Origin of the sequence: Rhodococcus sp. C3V, assembly GCF_029269915.1 — a bacterium.
GTDB classification, from domain to species: domain Bacteria; phylum Actinomycetota; class Actinomycetes; order Mycobacteriales; family Mycobacteriaceae; genus Rhodococcus_F; species Rhodococcus_F qingshengii.
On record NZ_JARJBE010000008.1, the window covers coordinates 295,320 to 310,303 of the forward strand.

Consider the following 14,984-nt stretch of genomic DNA (forward strand, 5'->3'; position numbering starts at 1 on the left):
CAGCTCCTTCAGGGTGTTGCACTGAACTGCCAAGTGGGAGTCGCCGTTTTACCGGTCAGCGCCGAGTTGCTCCAATTAGCCGAGGTTGCGGGCAGCGAAATCTCGAAGCACAGCGCCACCGCGGCGCCCGGGGACGCTCCACCGGTGGGTAGCGCGATGGCCCCGACTGCGGAACCAGTTGAGAGCGACGGAAACACCGTCGCACTTCCCACCACGAATTGTGGTGTTCCCGTGGAGAAGGCCGACGCATCACAGGTCGTCGACTTGACCACCCGATACCGCAGCGCCGACGCCAGAGTGGAGTCGCCGGCAACCGTGGCCGCCTGCAGAGTGACGGATGCTGCCGGCGAGACCGGCACTGTTCGAAGAGATATCGGGCCGTACGAGAACGCACCAGGGCGAATCAGGAGCGCCGAGGGCGTGTACGTGAAAACGCCAGGGGCACTGGATGAATGCGACGACCATCCGCCGCCGACGTTCGACTCGATTCCGAATGTTCCGGTGCGAAACGATGCATCGCCCATCGTGCTGTCCACCCAACTGGCCGCCACGGTGGTTGCACCGATACCCAGGACGAGTCCCGAGGCCGCCAGTGCGTACACCTGACGCATTCGCCGTGTGACCACGCAGGCGTCAGGGGGTGGACTGGCCGGTGAACTGCCAGAGCAAGCGCCCGGTGTTCTTGCCCGACACGATCGAAGGGTCGACTCCGGCAGGCAGCGTGACCGCGAAGCACAGTTCCACCGGCACGCCCGTGCCTAGCAAGGTGACATCCGAACCCGAACCTGCCGTCAAGGCCACCGGACTGGCTGTCGTGCCTACCCATGCTGTTCCTGCTCCAATTCCCGCTGCCGTGCAGGTCGTGGAGGGGACACCTCGATACACCGAGTACCGCAGGGCGGGTTTGAGGTCGGTATCACCGCCCGTTGCACCGAGTAGTTGTACCGTCGCGCCGGAAGTGCTGGCCGTGGGACCGATCCGAAGCGCTACCGGCGCGTATACCGTCGTTCCGGGTGAGAGTGCGTCGAATCCCGTGCTGAATTGGAAGTGGCCGGCGGAAGCGTCCACTTGATACTCACCCCAGGTCGTCAGTCCGTCGAAGCTGCCCTGGAGATTCCAACTTCCCGTCTTGAACTGCGCGTCGCCGAAAACGTTGTCTGTCCACGCCGCCAAGGTGACAGCGGCGCCGATACCGAGGACAAGTCCTCCGGCAAGTAATGCACGTACTTTGCGCTTGTTTACAGCCTTCCGATCAGTGGCCATGCTGGTCTCGATTCACTTGGAATGCGAAAGAACCTCCGATTCGGGAAATCTAGCCCCCAATTTCATCCGAAATATCCGAAATGACCGAAATCGAGACAAGAACTTCACGCCTTGTCCGCCTCGCCACCATCCGTGGGCGCTGACCAGGCGGAAATAGGAAAGCCGGCCAGATGGTTGCACCTTCCAACGACGTTTGCGTTCTATTCGCTGAGAAAGGCACCACATTCATGGCCGTCCCACTTTCCATCCTCGATCTCGCCCACATCGGCGACAACGAAACCGCCAAAGACAGCTTCGACGCCAGCGTGACCTTGGCGCAGCGTGCCGAGGAGTGGGGTTACAAGCGAATCTGGTATGCCGAGCACCACAACATGGGTTCCATCGCGTCTTCGGCCACCAGCGTTCTGATCAGCCACGTCGCCGCGCACACCAGCAAAATCCGCCTCGGCGCCGGTGGAATCATGCTGCCCAACCACGCGCCGCTGACGATCGCCGAGCAGTTCGGCACCCTCGAGACTCTGCACCCGGGTCGCATCGATCTCGGTCTCGGTCGCGCGCCCGGTAGTGATCAGAAGACGATGCAGGCTTTGCGACGCGACCCGAGTTCTTCGGACAGCTTCCCGCAGGACGTACTCGAGCTTCAGGGCTACCTCGGCGACACTTCGCGCGTCCCCGGAATCAATGCCGTTCCCGGTAAGGGCACTCACGTTCCGCTCTACATTCTCGGATCGTCATTGTTCGGAGCCAAGCTCGCCGCGATGCTCGGCCTGCCGTATGCATTTGCCTCGCACTTCGCCCCCAACGCCCTGCGCGACGCCGTCGCGATCTATCGACGCGAGTTCAAGCCGTCGGAGCAGTTGGCGGAGCCGTACGTCATCGCGGGCGTCAACGTCATCGCCGCCGACACCCATGAGCAGGCTCAGCAGGACTTCCTCGCGGCCAAGCGTTCGCGCGTCAGCCTTCTTCTCGGACGCGGACGCAAGTTCACGGACGACGAAGCGGACATGCTGCTCGACTCCCCCGCGGGTCAGCAGGTTCTGCAGATGACCAAGTACAGCGCCATCGGCACGCCCACGGAGGTCCGCGCCTACCTCGACGAGTTCACCGAGCATGCACAGGCCGACGAGCTGATCACGGTGTCGACCGGCACCAACCGCGAGGCTTGGTTGCGCACGTTCGAACTCCTCGCCGACGTGAGCGATCTGGTACCCGCCTAAGCTGCCGGTATGGGCGATCCATCCCGTCGCGGGTTCATCTCGGTACTGGCAGTTCTACTTTCGACGGGTTGGGCCGCCAACCACTTTGCTGCGCTCATCCCGGTTCTCCGGGTGGACGAGGGCCTTTCGCATACCGTGCTCGACGGTGTTTTCGGTATCTACGCGCTCGGACTTCTACCCGGCCTGTTGACCGGTGGAGCACTGTCGGATCGCGTCGGCCGAGCTGTAGTCGTCCTGCCCGGAGCGCTCATAGCCTCGCTCGGAACCTTGATTCTTCTTCTCTGGCACGACGCGCCCGGGCTCATGGTCGGGCGCCTCGTTGTCGGTATCGGTGCCGGTCTGGCAATCGGCGCCGGTACCGCGTGGGCGGCTGACCTTCGCGGCAAGTCCGGAACCGTGATGGCGGGCGTAGTACTCACCTCGGGTTTCGCACTGGGACCACTGTTTTCGGGTCTGTTGGCACAATTTGCCGCCTTCCCACTCGCTACGCCCTTTGTCGTCTCGGCCTTCTTGTCGGTGGGTTCGGTTACCGCGGCAGCTGTGTGGAGTCGTACACCTGTTTCCGTAGAAGCCGCGACCATCACACCCGTCCCAGACGGCGCGGAGCGCTCCGTCGCAAATGCGCCAGACGGCGCGGAGCGCTCCGTCGCAAATGCGCTGCTCTGGGCACTTCCGTTGGCGCCGTGGGTGTTCGCCAGCGCAACAGTCTCTTTCGTGACCATGACGGCCAGGCTCGGGGACCGCTACTCAGGTCCTCTCCTTCCGGGTTTCGCGGCGGCGCTGACTCTGGGTGCTGGAATCCTGGTTCAAACCGCTGCGCGCCATCGCAATTGGGGTCCTCAGGCCGGCACGGTCGGCGCCGCACTGGCGGCGCTCGGATACTGCCTGGTCGCCGTCGGCGGCGCACACCCCGCGCTCGGGTTGTTCATCGTCTGCGCGCTCGTCCTCGGTACGGCCTACGGACTGTGTCTGCGTGAGGGACTGCTCGACCTCGAGTCGCTGGCTCCCCCGGCCTCGCGGGGCGCTTTGACCGGGATCTTCTACGTCGGCACCTATCTCGGATTCGGACTGCCGGTGCTACTGGTTGTCATCGAACCCACGATGGGTCCGTCACTGCCGTTGGTGATCCTCGCCGCTGTTGCCGCCGTCGTTGCCGTGGTCCGATTCCGTCGATTGCGGTCGACCCAGGCTTCCTCGTCACATCCGCGTCTCGAAGCCGCATCGGTCTGAACACCCGTTCGGACGGAGTTGGCGGTACTTGCAGTCGCAGCTACCCGGCGGTGTTAGCGTCGGAGGACCAGAAGGTAACTGCGTAGGGACACAGCACATGGGCAAGAGCGAGGCGGGCAAGGCCGAATCGGCCAAGAGCAGTGGCGACGATCTGACGGGTCGGCGCATCCTGATCACCGGCGCTGCCCGCAATATCGGTTCTTCGCTGGCCAGACGCCTGTACGACCGTGGTGCGTCCGTGGGACTGCTCGGCCTCGAGCCGGAACTTCTCGAGCAAGTCGCCACTTCCTGCGGCCGCGCGCCGTGGCAGTTGTGCGACGTCGCCGACCCCGAGCAGGTATCTCGCGGCGTCGACTACATCGCTGAGAAGCTGGGAGGCATCGACGTCGTCGTCGCCAATGCCGGCGTCGAGGCGAACTCGTCGATCCTCGGCGGAGACGTCGAAGACATGCGCCGCGCCGTCGAAGTCAACCTCATGGGCACGTACTACACCCTGCGCGCAGCGGGTCCCCACATCAGTCACGAAAACGGTTACGCCCTGGTGGTCGCCTCGGCTCACGGCGCCGCCAAGCATCCGTTTCGCGGACCGTTCGGTGCTTCGCGCGCCGGCGTCGAAGCGTTGGGCGACGCGTTGCGCTTGGAAATGAAACACCTCGGCACCAAGGTGGGCGTCGCGTACATCGGCGACATCGACACCGATACCACCGCACTGTCGTTCGACGGAGCACGCGGAACCCTCGCCAGCGTCGGCACCACGACCGTCGCTGACGCCGTCGACGCGTTCGAGCGCGGTATCGTCGGCCGGAAGTCACGCGTACACGCGCCCCGCCGCAGCGCCGCGGTTCGCCACATCGCGCAACGAGCTATCGACCTCCGTCCCTCTCACATCCGTGGAGTCGCATGAACCCCCGCATCCCGCCCGGCCGATTCAAAGACCTCGGTCCGATCAACTGGGGAATCTGGCGTGTCCTGTCGAAGGCTGCCGGAGCACCCGACGCGCATCTGTTCAGCACCTTGGGCCGCACGGGCGGACTCTTCCGCGGTTGGCTGCACTACTCCGGCTCACTCATGCCCGGCGGCAAGATCTCTCGCCACGACACCGAACTGATCATCCTGCGGGTCGCGCACCTGCGGGACTGCGGTTACGAGATGGATCACCACATCAGGCTCGGCCGCAAAGCCGGAATCGACGCAGAAGAACTGTCCCGAATCATCGAGGGCCCTGGCGCTTCCGAGTTGAGTCCGCGTCACCGTGCGATCTTGACTGCGGTCGACGAGTTGGTCACCACCAAGGACGTCACCGACGACACGTGGGGAACGCTCTCGCAGCATCTCGACGATCGTCGGTTGATCGAATTCACCTTGTTGGTCACTCAGTACGACGGCCTGGCCACCACGATCGGAACCTTGCGGGTTCAGCGCGACTTCTCCTGAAGTTCCGCGGCGGCCGTAACTCAGCTCTAACCCGAAGACATCTGGACGAAACACCTGATCAATAGCGTATACAGGTATGTCGACAGGGATGAATACGGCGCCGGAGCCACTGCGTGAGGTGGTCTACCGGGAACTACGCACCGAACTGGTCAACGGGACTATCGGGTTCGATCAGCGCCTGACGGAACCGAAACTCTCCACGCGTTTCGGCATTTCTCGCACACCAGTACGGGAAGCGTTGACGATGCTGTGCGCCGATGGACTCCTGCGCCGGGAAGAGTACGGGTTCTCCGCCGTGCGCCCGAGTATCCCGCGGATCCGAGATCTGTATGAACTCCGAATCACGCTGGAACTACAAGGAATTACCCGGGCGATCGCAGATCCGACGATCCGGCACGACCGAACAATCCTCGACGACGAATTGGTGCGGTGGCGTGCCCTGGCTCTCGATCCGCCCGCTCAGGAACCGGGGTTCGTCGAACTGGACGAGGAATTCCACGTCGCCGTACTGAGGGCGTCGGGAAACAATGAACTGGTCGCGTCGCTGCTGTCGGTGAATTCCCGTATCCGGCACGTTCGGATGTACGACTTCATGGTCAACGGCCGCATCGACACCTCGATCGCGGAGCACATTCGAATCCTCGAAGAACTACGTGCCGGCAATCTGCCCGAGGCCCGCACGCTTTTGCACCAGCACATCGGCGAGTCTCTCGACGTCGTCCTCGACCGGGTGACCCGCGCGATCACCGCGCTCTCACTCGCCAACATCACGGACTGATCGGAGCAGTACACACCATGACCATCGCAGCAGAAGTTTTCACCCCGACAGCCCGGGTCGAGCAGGCATTCCAGCGGATCGAGGAAGTAGATCGCCCCGAAGTCTGGATCACGTTGCGCCGCAAGGAAGATGTGCTTGCCGATGCCGCTTCGGTCGAAGCCAGAATCGCCGCGGGCGAGCATCTTCCTCTGGCTGGGCGTCTGGTCGCCGTCAAGGACAACGTCGACGTCGCCGGTCTGCCGACCACAGCGGCGTGCCCCGAATTCGCGTATTCGCCGGACGAAACCGCCAGTGCCGTTGCGCGGTTGATCGAGCACGGGGCTGTTGTTCTGGGGAAGACCAATCTGGACCAGTTCGCCACCGGACTGGTCGGAACGCGCAGTCCGTACGGAGCCGTTCGCTGCGCCTGGGACGAAGAGTTGATCTCGGGCGGTAGTAGCTCCGGATCCGCCGTCGCTGTCGCGCTGGGAATTGCAGACATCGGAATCGGCACCGACACTGCCGGTTCGGGCCGGGTGCCGGCAGCGTTCCACGGGATCTACGGACTCAAGCTCTCGCTCGGCGTCATCCCCGCCCACGGAGTAGTGCCCGCCTGCGTGGACTACGACGCTCTGACGGTATTTGCCGACGACCTCGAATCGGCAACCGCGGCAGCGGCAATCATGATCGGCCACGAACCTCGGGATCCCCGCAGCCGCGTCTGGCCTTCCGACGTTCGTCTCGCGGCGGCGCCGAATCCCCGCGTCGCCGTCCCCCGAATCGAGGATCTCGCTCAACTGAGCCCGTCGTATACAGCAGCATTTCAGGACACTGTGACAGCTCTGGTAGCCGGCGGCGCCGAGACCGAGACCGTCGACACATCCGGACTGCTCGACGCGGCCCGATTGCTCTACGACGGCGCCGTGGTGGCGCAGCGGTACGCCGCTGCCGGCGAGTTCCTCGAAACTCGTCCTGCCGGAGCAGATCCCGCGGTGTCCGACATCGTGCTCGGTGCGAAGCACCCCACCGGATACCAGCTAGTCGACGATCTCGATGCTCTCACCCGCGCCAAGGCTGCCGCCCGGGAACTCCTCGCCGGGTTCGACGCCCTACTGCTTCCCACCACCACCGAACACCCGACGATTGCCGCCGTGACCGAGGATCCGTTCGGAATCAACCGCCGGATGGGAACTTTCACCAACTTCTGCAACCTGCTCGACATGGCGGCCGTCGCGGCGCCCGGACACCGCACTGCCGAAGATCACCCGTTCGGCGTCATGTTCGTCGTACCCGCTTTCGACGACCAGATCGCCATCGACCTCGCTGCGCGACTCGGCGGTGTGCCTTCACCCACCCTCGTCGATACCGGAATCGACCTCGCAGTATTCGGCGCTCACCTGCGCGGGCAACCCCTCAACACACAGTTGGTCGACCTCGGCGCGCGGTACGTCGAAACCGTCACGACCTCGGATGCCTACCGGCTCTTCGCTCTCGACACGACGCCACCGAAGCCCGGCCTGGTACGCCGTGGCCCTGGACTCGGCGCACCGGTCGTCGGCGAGATCTTCCGAATCTCACCGGCCGGGCTGGGAACGTTCCTCGCCGCCTTGCCTGCACCGATGGCGCTCACGAGCGTCGAGTTATCCGACGGCAGAACGACAGTCGGTTTCAGCTGCACTCATGACGCCGTAAACGGCGCAGCTGACATCACCGACTACGGCGGTTGGGCCGCGTACCTCTCTCGCTGACAGTCACGGCTTGCAGATTCGAGTGACGGCCTCGCGCACCACTTCACGGCGGCGCGCGATCTCGTCGGCGTCGACGTTCTGGTTGTCGGCCACACCGGGGGCCACCACCCAGCCGAACACGAGGCCGAACAGCATCGTGATCAGGTCCTGGGGGTCCCAGTGCTTCGAGATGAGGCCGTCTTCTTGAGCCTTGCGGATCGTGGCCATTCGCGGAACCCAGCTGGAATGTTCCTCGGCCAACTTCTTCATCCGTGGTGCCTCACCCTGCAATTGACCCCAGATCATCATCCGTTGAATCTGTGGTTTGCCGAGCATTGCGTCGAACAGTTCGACAGCATGCGCGGGCATGTCTTCACCGGTGAACTCGACGGATTCCATCGCCTGCTCGAAGTCGACGTCGAGCACCGCGTGGAACAACGCGACCTTGTCACCGAAATAGGCGTAGAGGCGCTCCTTACTGGCGTTTCCGTTCTTCGCAATCCGATCGATGCGCGCACCGGCAAGCCCGTAGGTGCCGAATTCTTCTTGCGCAGCGTCGAGGATTCGCTGTTTCGTCGCGGTCACGTCAGTGGGAGCCATAGTGATGATGGTAACCGAACGAACTATTTCGTTTGACTCACCCGAGAAGGCTGGAATACCTTTTTCCAATGACCACCACGTCCCACGTCGACGGCGGCACTCTGCCACCGATCCCGGCTGTCTCCGAGAATCCGAATCATCAACGTCGCTGGCTGGTGCTCTGCATCGTCGCGTTCGCTCAACTCATGGTGGTGCTCGACGGCACCATCGTCTCCATCGCCCTACCGGCAGCCCAGGAGGAACTGGGCATCAGCGACCTTGACCGCGCGTGGGTGGTCACGTCGTACGCCTTGGCGTTCGGTGCGCTGCTGCTCCTCGGCGGACGTATCGCCGACTACTGGGGCCGCAAGCGCTCCTTCATCGTCGGCATGGCGGGCTTCGCGGTTGCCTCCGGCATCGGCGGCATCGCGCAGAGCGGTATCGAACTGTTCATCGCCCGCGCCGGCCAGGGCGTCTTCGCAGCACTGCTCGCGCCCGCCGCGCTGTCGATGCTCACCACCACCTTCATCGGAGAGAAGGAGCGCGCCAAGGCTTTTGCCGTCTACGGCGCGATCTCCGGCGGTGGCGCTGCTATCGGCCTTCTCCTCGGTGGAGTGCTGACGCAGTACGTCGACTGGCGCTGGTGCCTGCTCGTCAACATCCCGATCGCGCTGATCGCCATCGCTGCGGCCGTCCCGATCGTCAAGGAAACCAAAGCGCACGGCGACACGAGCTACGACCTTCCCGGCGCTGTCCTCATCGCCCTGGGGCTCGGCTCACTGGTCTACGGATTCACACGCGCCGAGCACGGCTGGGGTCAGGCGGACACTTTGCTGTTCATCGCACTGGGTCTGGTCTTCCTCGCGATCTTCGTGGTCGTCGAGAGCCGCAGCAAGAATCCGCTTCTACCGCTGAGCGTTCCGTGGCATCGTGATCGCGGCGCTGCTCTGATCGGCTCCATGCTGGTGGGCGCCGCCCTGCTCGGCGGCACGTTGTACCTGACGTTCTACCTGCAGATCGTGCTCGGATTCAGCCCGGTCATGGCCGGCGTCGGATCGCTGCCGATGGCATTTTTCATCGTCTTGGCGTCGACCATCGCAGCGCAGTTGTCCACCAAGATCGGCCCCAAGCCGCTCATGGTCGCCGGCCCGCTGGTGGCAGCAGTAGGACTGCTCATGCTGACCCAGATCGAGGTACACAGCTCCTACTGGACGCACGTGTTCCCCGGCCTCGCGATCTTCGGCTTCGGACTGGGTCTGCTGATGGTGCCGATGCAGAACCTCGCACTGATCGGTGTCCCCGACCACGACGCCGGCGCTGCCAGTGCCCTGGTCAACGCCACCCTGCAGATCGGCGGCGCACTCGGAACCGCACTGTTCACCACGATCTACGCTTCGGCCAAGTCGGCCTTCACCGCCGACAACGCGGCGCCGATCCCGCCGGAAGGCATTCCTGTCGACATGTCGAACGCGACCATCCCGACTGGTGACCAATTGGCGCTACTCCCCCAGCCGGTGCAGGACTTCGTCGCCTCGATGACGGACTACTTCTTCGGCGCCGAGGTATCCGGATACTCGGCCGCATTCGGTTGGGCGGCAATCCTGTTGGCGATCATCGCGCCGGTAGTGCTGGTTCTGGTCCGCGCCAAGAAGGGTGATCTGCCCGCCGAGGGTGCAGTCCACATGGGGTAACCCCTGTGCGCCTTTATTAACCGCCCGCGGTTAATAAAGGCGCACAGCAGGTCAGGCCTTCTTCAACACCTCAGTCACCGGAGTGCTGCTGCGGCCGATCAACTTCTGCAGGTCACCAGACTCGGTGTCCAACGCCCCCTTGGCAATTGCAGCATCGGAATCGGCGAGGATCTGCGCAACCGGTGCAGGCAGTCCGACGCTCTCGAGAATGCCTTCGTATGCCTCCGCGTCCACAAACTGGTACGCGACGGGCTTGCCGGCAAACTCGCTGATCTTCTCGGCCAATTCGGCATAGGTGAGCCTCTCGTCACCGCCCAACTCGTACACTGCACCTTCGTGACCATCGGTGGTCGCGACTACTGCTGCGGCGTCGGCGTAATCCGCACGCGCCGCAGCCGCGATCTTGCCTTCCGCTCCCGCACCGACCAGTGCGCCGCGTTCGATCACACCGGCAAGGTCGTTGGTGAAGTTCTCCCAGTACCAACCGTTGCGCAACAGCGCGAACGGAATACCGCTCCGAGTGAGCACGTCCTCGGTCGCCTTGTGCTCGGCAGCAAGCTTCATCGGCGTGTCCTGAGCATTCAAGATGCTCGTGTAGACGATGAATCCGACGCCGGCAGCCTTCGCCGCGTCGATGATGTTGGTGTGTTGCGCGAGCCGTGACCCCACTTCACTTCCCGAGATCAGCACCAGCTTGTCGACGCCCGCCAATGCGGTTTCCAACGCCGAGGCATCGGCGTAGTCCGCTTGGCGTAAAACTACTCCGCGGGCGGCGAGGCTTTCCGCCTTCTGTGGATTGCGGACCACTGCGACGATGTCGGACGCGGCGGTTCCCCGCTCGATCAACGACTCGACTACCAGTTGTCCGAGGTTTCCGGTTGCGCCGGTGACTGCAATGCTCATGCGAACTCCCGATCCAGGTTGAAGAGTAAATGCGTTCTGCAACCATCATGCACTTATTTTTCGTAAGTGCAACACGTCGAGTTAGCGCTATGGGATCGTGCAGTAGTAGCCTGGGTTCATGACCAGCACCGACTCACCTTCACGTGCTGCCCAGACCCCTGATCCGAATGCCGACGTCGTGGACCCAACGCTCGAGGCTGACGTCTTCGCTCGCGGGTGCAACTCTCGGGCGGCATTGCAGAATGCAACCGGACGCTGGGGCGCACTCGCGCTGGCGGCATTGAACGAGGGCCCGTACCGGTTCAGTGCCCTGCGCCGACGCGTCGACGGAGTCAGCGAGCGCATGCTCTCGCAGACCCTGCAAACACTCGAGCGGGATGGCCTCGTGCACCGTGAGGTACTCGAAACCATCCCGCCCAAAGTTGAATACAGCCTGACCGAACTCGGCGCCGACGTCGCCGCAAAGATCACGGCCCTGATCGAACTACTCGAATCGCAGGTGCCGAAAATCGTTGCGTCACAAGCGTCGTACGACGCCCGGAATCAGCTCAACTTGTCCGAGAGCTGAGCGATGAACTCGTCGAATGCGTAGGGAACGCTCAGCACCGTCGGAGCGGACGTAGCCATCGCGTAGTCCATTCCGACCAGACGAACCAGACGGCCGTTCGACACCGAGGTCATGTTCGCGAACGGACCGAAGGACATGAGCTTGTCCAGGTTGGTGCCGTCGGCGTCGACGAGAATGAAGACGTCGGCGTCGAGTGTGTCGATGGATTCCATGCCCACGGACACCGAACTGTCGCCGGAAGTGCACACTGCGTCGACACCGGGCGAGGTCTTCACCCCGAGCTGGCCGAGAAGACGGATCCGCGGGTCGGTGCCGCAGAAGACGATCAGGCCCTCGTCGGTGCGCATTGCATACGTTGCGGTTTTGCCCTGGAACTGTGGGTGATCAGCGGCTTGCTTCTCGAAGTACGCCCCGGTCTCGTCGATCAGCGTCTGAGCCTGCTCCGGCTGTCCGAGCGCTGCACCGATCATGCTCATCTGCTTGTCCCACGCCGTATCCCACGGCTGGTCGGGGAACGCGACGGTCGGCGCGATGTCACTGAGGCGCTTGTACTCGCCCTCGTCGATGCCGGAGTAGACGGCGAGGATCACGTCGGGATCGAGCCCGAGGATCTGCTCGAACGGGATATCGGGATTGGTCGTCATGAGAACGGGCTTGGCACCGTTCAGACGCGAAGCGTCCCAGGGCAGGATGTTGTTCTCGATGCCGTCGCCGGAGAAGCTCTCCATGGCGACCGGAACCTTGTTCAGTGCGATCACCGCATCCTGGCCACTCCATCCGATGGTCACGATGCGCATAGGCTCCGCGTCGATCGTCGTCGAACCGTAGGCGTGGTCGACGGTCACGGGGAACGCCCCCGCCTCGGCGGCACCCGAAGCTTCGGTGTCCGATCCGGAGTCACCTGAGGTTCCACAGGCGGAGAGCGTCAGCGCGACGCAAGCCGCGAGCAGTACGGAACGAGTTTTCATGAGTGGTCCTTCGAAAGCCGAATGGTCGACTCGGGACGCTAATGCGTTGCGCGCCTACACCCCGACTCGAAGGCCTCAGATGGCGGTTTCGCAACACAACTCGACACAAAAGACGAAAAACCCCGTGTGCCTTTCCGGTAGTGCGAACTACCGAAAAGGCGCACGGGGCCGAAGGCCCTGCCGTCAGAAGTTGATCATGTGGCCGGCGAGGCCGTGGATCGCTTCCTGCAGTGCCTCACTGAGTGTGGGGTGGGTGTGGACGTTGCGTGCCAACTCGTTGACCGTGAGGTCCCACTTCTGGGCCAAGGTCAGCTCGGGCAGCAGTTCCGAAACGTCCGGTCCGATGAGGTGCCCGCCGAGCAGTTCGCCGTACTTCTTGTCGGCGATCAGCTTGACGAAACCGGTCGGGTCACCGAGACCGTGTGCCTTGCCGTTGGCAGCGAACGGGAAATTCGCGATCTTGACGTCGTAGCCCTCGGCCTTGGCCTGCTCCTCGGTCAAACCGAACGAGGCGACCTGCGGCTGGCAGAACGTCGCACGCGGCATCATCCGGTAGTCACCGAGTGTCTGCGTCTCCGCGCCGCCGATGGTCTCGGCAGCGACGACAGCCTGAGCTTCTGCGACGTGCGCGAGCTGCAGCTTGGCGGTGACGTCACCGATGGCGAAGATGTGCGGGACGTTGGTGCGCATGTAGTCGTCGATCGCGATGGCGCCGCGATCGGTCAACGCGACACCGGTGTTCTCGAGACCGAAGCCCTCCACGCGCGGTGCGAAGCCGACGGACTGCAGAACCTTGTCGACGACCACGGTCTCGATCTCGCCGGACTTGTTGTCCTTGATCGAGACGGTGACCTTGCTGCCGTCGTCGCTGATGGACTGCACAGCGGCACCGGTCTTGATGGTGACGCCGAGCTTCTTGTACTGCTTGGCGATTTCCTTCGAGACGTCGGCGTCCTCGTTGGGCAGTGCCCGATCGAGGAACTCGACGATCGTAACGTCGACGCCGTAGTTCTTGAGGACGTAACCGAACTCCATGCCGATCGCGCCGGCACCGACGATGAGGATCGAACCCGGAAGGTCACGGGTGAGGATCTGCTCTTCGTAGGTCACGACGTTCTCGCTCAGCGAGGTGCCGGGCAGCAGCTTGGTGTACGAACCGGTCGCGATGATCGCGTTGTCGAACGTGATCGTCTCGGTGCCACCCTTGCTCAGCTCCACGCTGATGGTGTTGGCGTCGACGAACGTGCCCTTGCCGTCGTACTCCGGGATCTTGTTCTTCTTCATCAAGAAGTGAATGCCCTTGACTCGCCCGTCCGCGACCTTGCGGCTGCGATCGAAAGCGGAGCCGAAATCGAAGGACACGTCTCCGGACATGCCGAACGTCTTCGCTTCTTTCGTGAAGATGTGCGCGAGTTCGGCGTTACGGAGAAGCGCCTTGGACGGAATGCAGCCGACATTCAGGCATACACCGCCCCAGTACTTCTGCTCGATGATGGCGGTGCTCAGGCCCAGTTGTGCCGCGCGGATAGCAGCGACGTACCCACCGGGGCCGGCTCCGAGGACAACGACGTCATAGTGTGAGGTCACGATTCACCAGGGTAGTCCTGCATCGTTTCGCTGTCCCCAGATGGTCGTATTACCCGTCGGTAGCCCACACTTCTCGGGCAACTCGGGCGAAATTTCCGCCGTACACGGCCTCGATCGACGGCTCGTCGAAGCCCCGCTCACGCAATACCTGATCAAGTGTCAGCACGTCCTCCGGAGGAGTCCACTGCAGTGGCCCCCACGCGGTGTACGCCTCGGAGAACGACGACGGGTTCTGCTCGATCTCTTCGCGGAAGTCGTCGGCGTCGAAGGAGAAGTCGGAGCCGATCCCGACATGATCGATGCCGACGAGTCCCACAGCCTCTTCGATGTGGTCGGCCATCGCGGACAGCCGAGCCTGGTCGTCATCCGGTCCGTTGACGCCGAGGAATATGCCCACGCCGTTGACCCCGATGACGCCGCCGGTCTCCGCACACGCTCTGGCCTGATCGTCGGTGATGTTGCGCGGATGCTCCCACAACCTTCGGAGGTTCGAGTGGCTGTAGATCATTGCTCGCTGGGTGATAGCTGAGATGTCCAACCCCGTCTGTACCGAACAATGTGAGCCGTCGACCGTCATTCCGACGCGATTCATCTCGGCAACCAGGTCACGGCCGTATCCACTCAACCCCGTGTCCGCCAGGTCCAAGCAGCCGCAGCCGGCAGCGTTCATGTAGTTATACGTCGGCAACATCGAGCGGACTCCGAGGTCGTAGAAGTACGAGACGTTGGCCAGGTCTCCCTCCAGCGGATTCGAGTCCTCCAGGTCGAAGGCCAGGGCGATTCCGCCGGACTCCTGAATCTCGACGACGCCGTCGACGCTGAAGACAGGGGTGATCTCCGGGAACTCGACCCGCGCCTGCCACGCGAAACTCTTGGCGATTGCCGTCGAGTCCGCGCGAGTCTGCGGCGAGTAACCGACGTTCACCGAAACGTAACTCCCCGCTGGGCGCTGATATCGGAGAAGATCTTCGACAGACGCGTTCGACTGCAGAGGTAGGCAACAATGTTGTTCCCATAGTGGATATGTCCGGTTCACTCACTAATCCCGTCGATGATCAGG

General features: G+C 63.2%; 15 protein-coding genes. 8 read left to right on the forward strand and 7 right to left on the reverse strand.

Annotated elements, in window-relative coordinates:
• Window positions 1-8 precede the first annotated feature (8 nt).
• Both P3G66_RS21705 and P3G66_RS21710 read right to left on the reverse strand, forming a co-directional pair.
• Entirely contained in the window at window positions 9-626 is a 618-nt protein-coding gene (locus P3G66_RS21705) for a hypothetical protein (protein ID WP_230359616.1), read from the reverse strand.
• A 7-nt stretch (window positions 627-633) separates the two neighbouring features.
• Window positions 634-1,263, reverse strand: coding sequence for a SipW-dependent-type signal peptide-containing protein (locus tag P3G66_RS21710; RefSeq protein WP_007735401.1), 630 nt, complete (start codon window positions 1,261-1,263; stop codon window positions 634-636).
• 227 nt (window positions 1,264-1,490) lie between these two features.
• Between P3G66_RS21710 and P3G66_RS21715 the strand changes: the two genes are divergently transcribed.
• The 6 genes from P3G66_RS21715 to atzF all read left to right on the forward strand — a co-directional run bounded on the left by P3G66_RS21715 (window position 1,491) and on the right by atzF (window position 7,649).
• On the forward strand, window positions 1,491-2,480 hold the full coding sequence (locus P3G66_RS21715) for an LLM class flavin-dependent oxidoreductase (protein WP_039973481.1): 990 nt from the start codon (window positions 1,491-1,493) through the stop codon (window positions 2,478-2,480).
• A gap of 9 nt (window positions 2,481-2,489) precedes the next feature.
• Window positions 2,490-3,710 (forward strand): MFS transporter, encoded by a 1,221-nt coding sequence (locus tag P3G66_RS21720; RefSeq protein ID WP_276117091.1) that lies wholly within the window; start codon window positions 2,490-2,492, stop codon window positions 3,708-3,710.
• A gap of 97 nt (window positions 3,711-3,807) precedes the next feature.
• On the forward strand, window positions 3,808-4,614 hold the full coding sequence (locus tag P3G66_RS21725; RefSeq protein WP_276117092.1) for an SDR family NAD(P)-dependent oxidoreductase: 807 nt from the start codon (window positions 3,808-3,810) through the stop codon (window positions 4,612-4,614).
• Complete coding sequence (locus P3G66_RS21730) at window positions 4,611-5,144, forward strand: carboxymuconolactone decarboxylase family protein (RefSeq protein WP_192712089.1); 534 nt, start codon at window positions 4,611-4,613, stop codon at window positions 5,142-5,144. The genes P3G66_RS21725 and P3G66_RS21730 overlap by 4 nt, the downstream gene beginning before the upstream one ends.
• Before the next feature lie 76 nt (window positions 5,145-5,220).
• Window positions 5,221-5,922: a GntR family transcriptional regulator gene (locus P3G66_RS21735; protein WP_019744458.1), complete on the forward strand. Its 702-nt coding sequence runs from the start codon at window positions 5,221-5,223 to the stop codon at window positions 5,920-5,922.
• A 17-nt stretch (window positions 5,923-5,939) separates the two neighbouring features.
• Window positions 5,940-7,649 (forward strand): allophanate hydrolase, encoded by a 1,710-nt coding sequence (atzF, locus tag P3G66_RS21740; protein ID WP_276117093.1) that lies wholly within the window; start codon window positions 5,940-5,942, stop codon window positions 7,647-7,649.
• A 3-nt stretch (window positions 7,650-7,652) separates the two neighbouring features.
• Here the strand turns inward: atzF and P3G66_RS21745 are convergent, their stop codons facing one another.
• Complete coding sequence (locus P3G66_RS21745; protein WP_003941498.1) at window positions 7,653-8,228, reverse strand: TetR family transcriptional regulator; 576 nt, start codon at window positions 8,226-8,228, stop codon at window positions 7,653-7,655.
• Between the two features lie 68 nt (window positions 8,229-8,296).
• On the opposite strand from P3G66_RS21745, the gene P3G66_RS21750 reads away from it, so the two are divergent.
• Window positions 8,297-9,898, forward strand: a complete 1,602-nt coding sequence (locus P3G66_RS21750; protein ID WP_003941517.1) for an MFS transporter — start codon at window positions 8,297-8,299, stop codon at window positions 9,896-9,898.
• A 51-nt stretch (window positions 9,899-9,949) separates the two neighbouring features.
• On the opposite strand, the gene P3G66_RS21755 is transcribed toward P3G66_RS21750, so the two are convergent.
• Window positions 9,950-10,801 carry an SDR family oxidoreductase gene (locus tag P3G66_RS21755; protein ID WP_276117094.1) on the reverse strand — a complete coding sequence of 284 codons (852 nt, stop codon included), beginning with the start codon at window positions 10,799-10,801 and terminating at the stop codon, window positions 9,950-9,952.
• A 118-nt stretch (window positions 10,802-10,919) separates the two neighbouring features.
• Between P3G66_RS21755 and P3G66_RS21760 the strand changes: the two genes are divergently transcribed.
• Window positions 10,920-11,369, forward strand: coding sequence for a helix-turn-helix domain-containing protein (locus tag P3G66_RS21760; protein ID WP_007735410.1), 450 nt, complete (start codon window positions 10,920-10,922; stop codon window positions 11,367-11,369).
• Here the strand turns inward: P3G66_RS21760 and P3G66_RS21765 are convergent.
• The 3 genes from P3G66_RS21765 to P3G66_RS21775 all read right to left on the reverse strand — a co-directional run bounded on the left by P3G66_RS21765 (window position 11,345) and on the right by P3G66_RS21775 (window position 14,960).
• Window positions 11,345-12,337, reverse strand: a complete 993-nt coding sequence (locus tag P3G66_RS21765; RefSeq protein ID WP_019744462.1) for an iron-siderophore ABC transporter substrate-binding protein — start codon at window positions 12,335-12,337, stop codon at window positions 11,345-11,347. The genes P3G66_RS21760 and P3G66_RS21765 overlap by 25 nt on opposite strands.
• A gap of 183 nt (window positions 12,338-12,520) precedes the next feature.
• On the reverse strand, window positions 12,521-13,924 hold the full coding sequence (lpdA, locus tag P3G66_RS21770) for a dihydrolipoyl dehydrogenase (RefSeq protein ID WP_276117095.1): 1,404 nt from the start codon (window positions 13,922-13,924) through the stop codon (window positions 12,521-12,523).
• Between the two features lie 49 nt (window positions 13,925-13,973).
• Complete coding sequence (locus P3G66_RS21775; protein WP_042450417.1) at window positions 13,974-14,960, reverse strand: membrane dipeptidase; 987 nt, start codon at window positions 14,958-14,960, stop codon at window positions 13,974-13,976.
• Window positions 14,961-14,984: the final 24 nt, after the last annotated feature.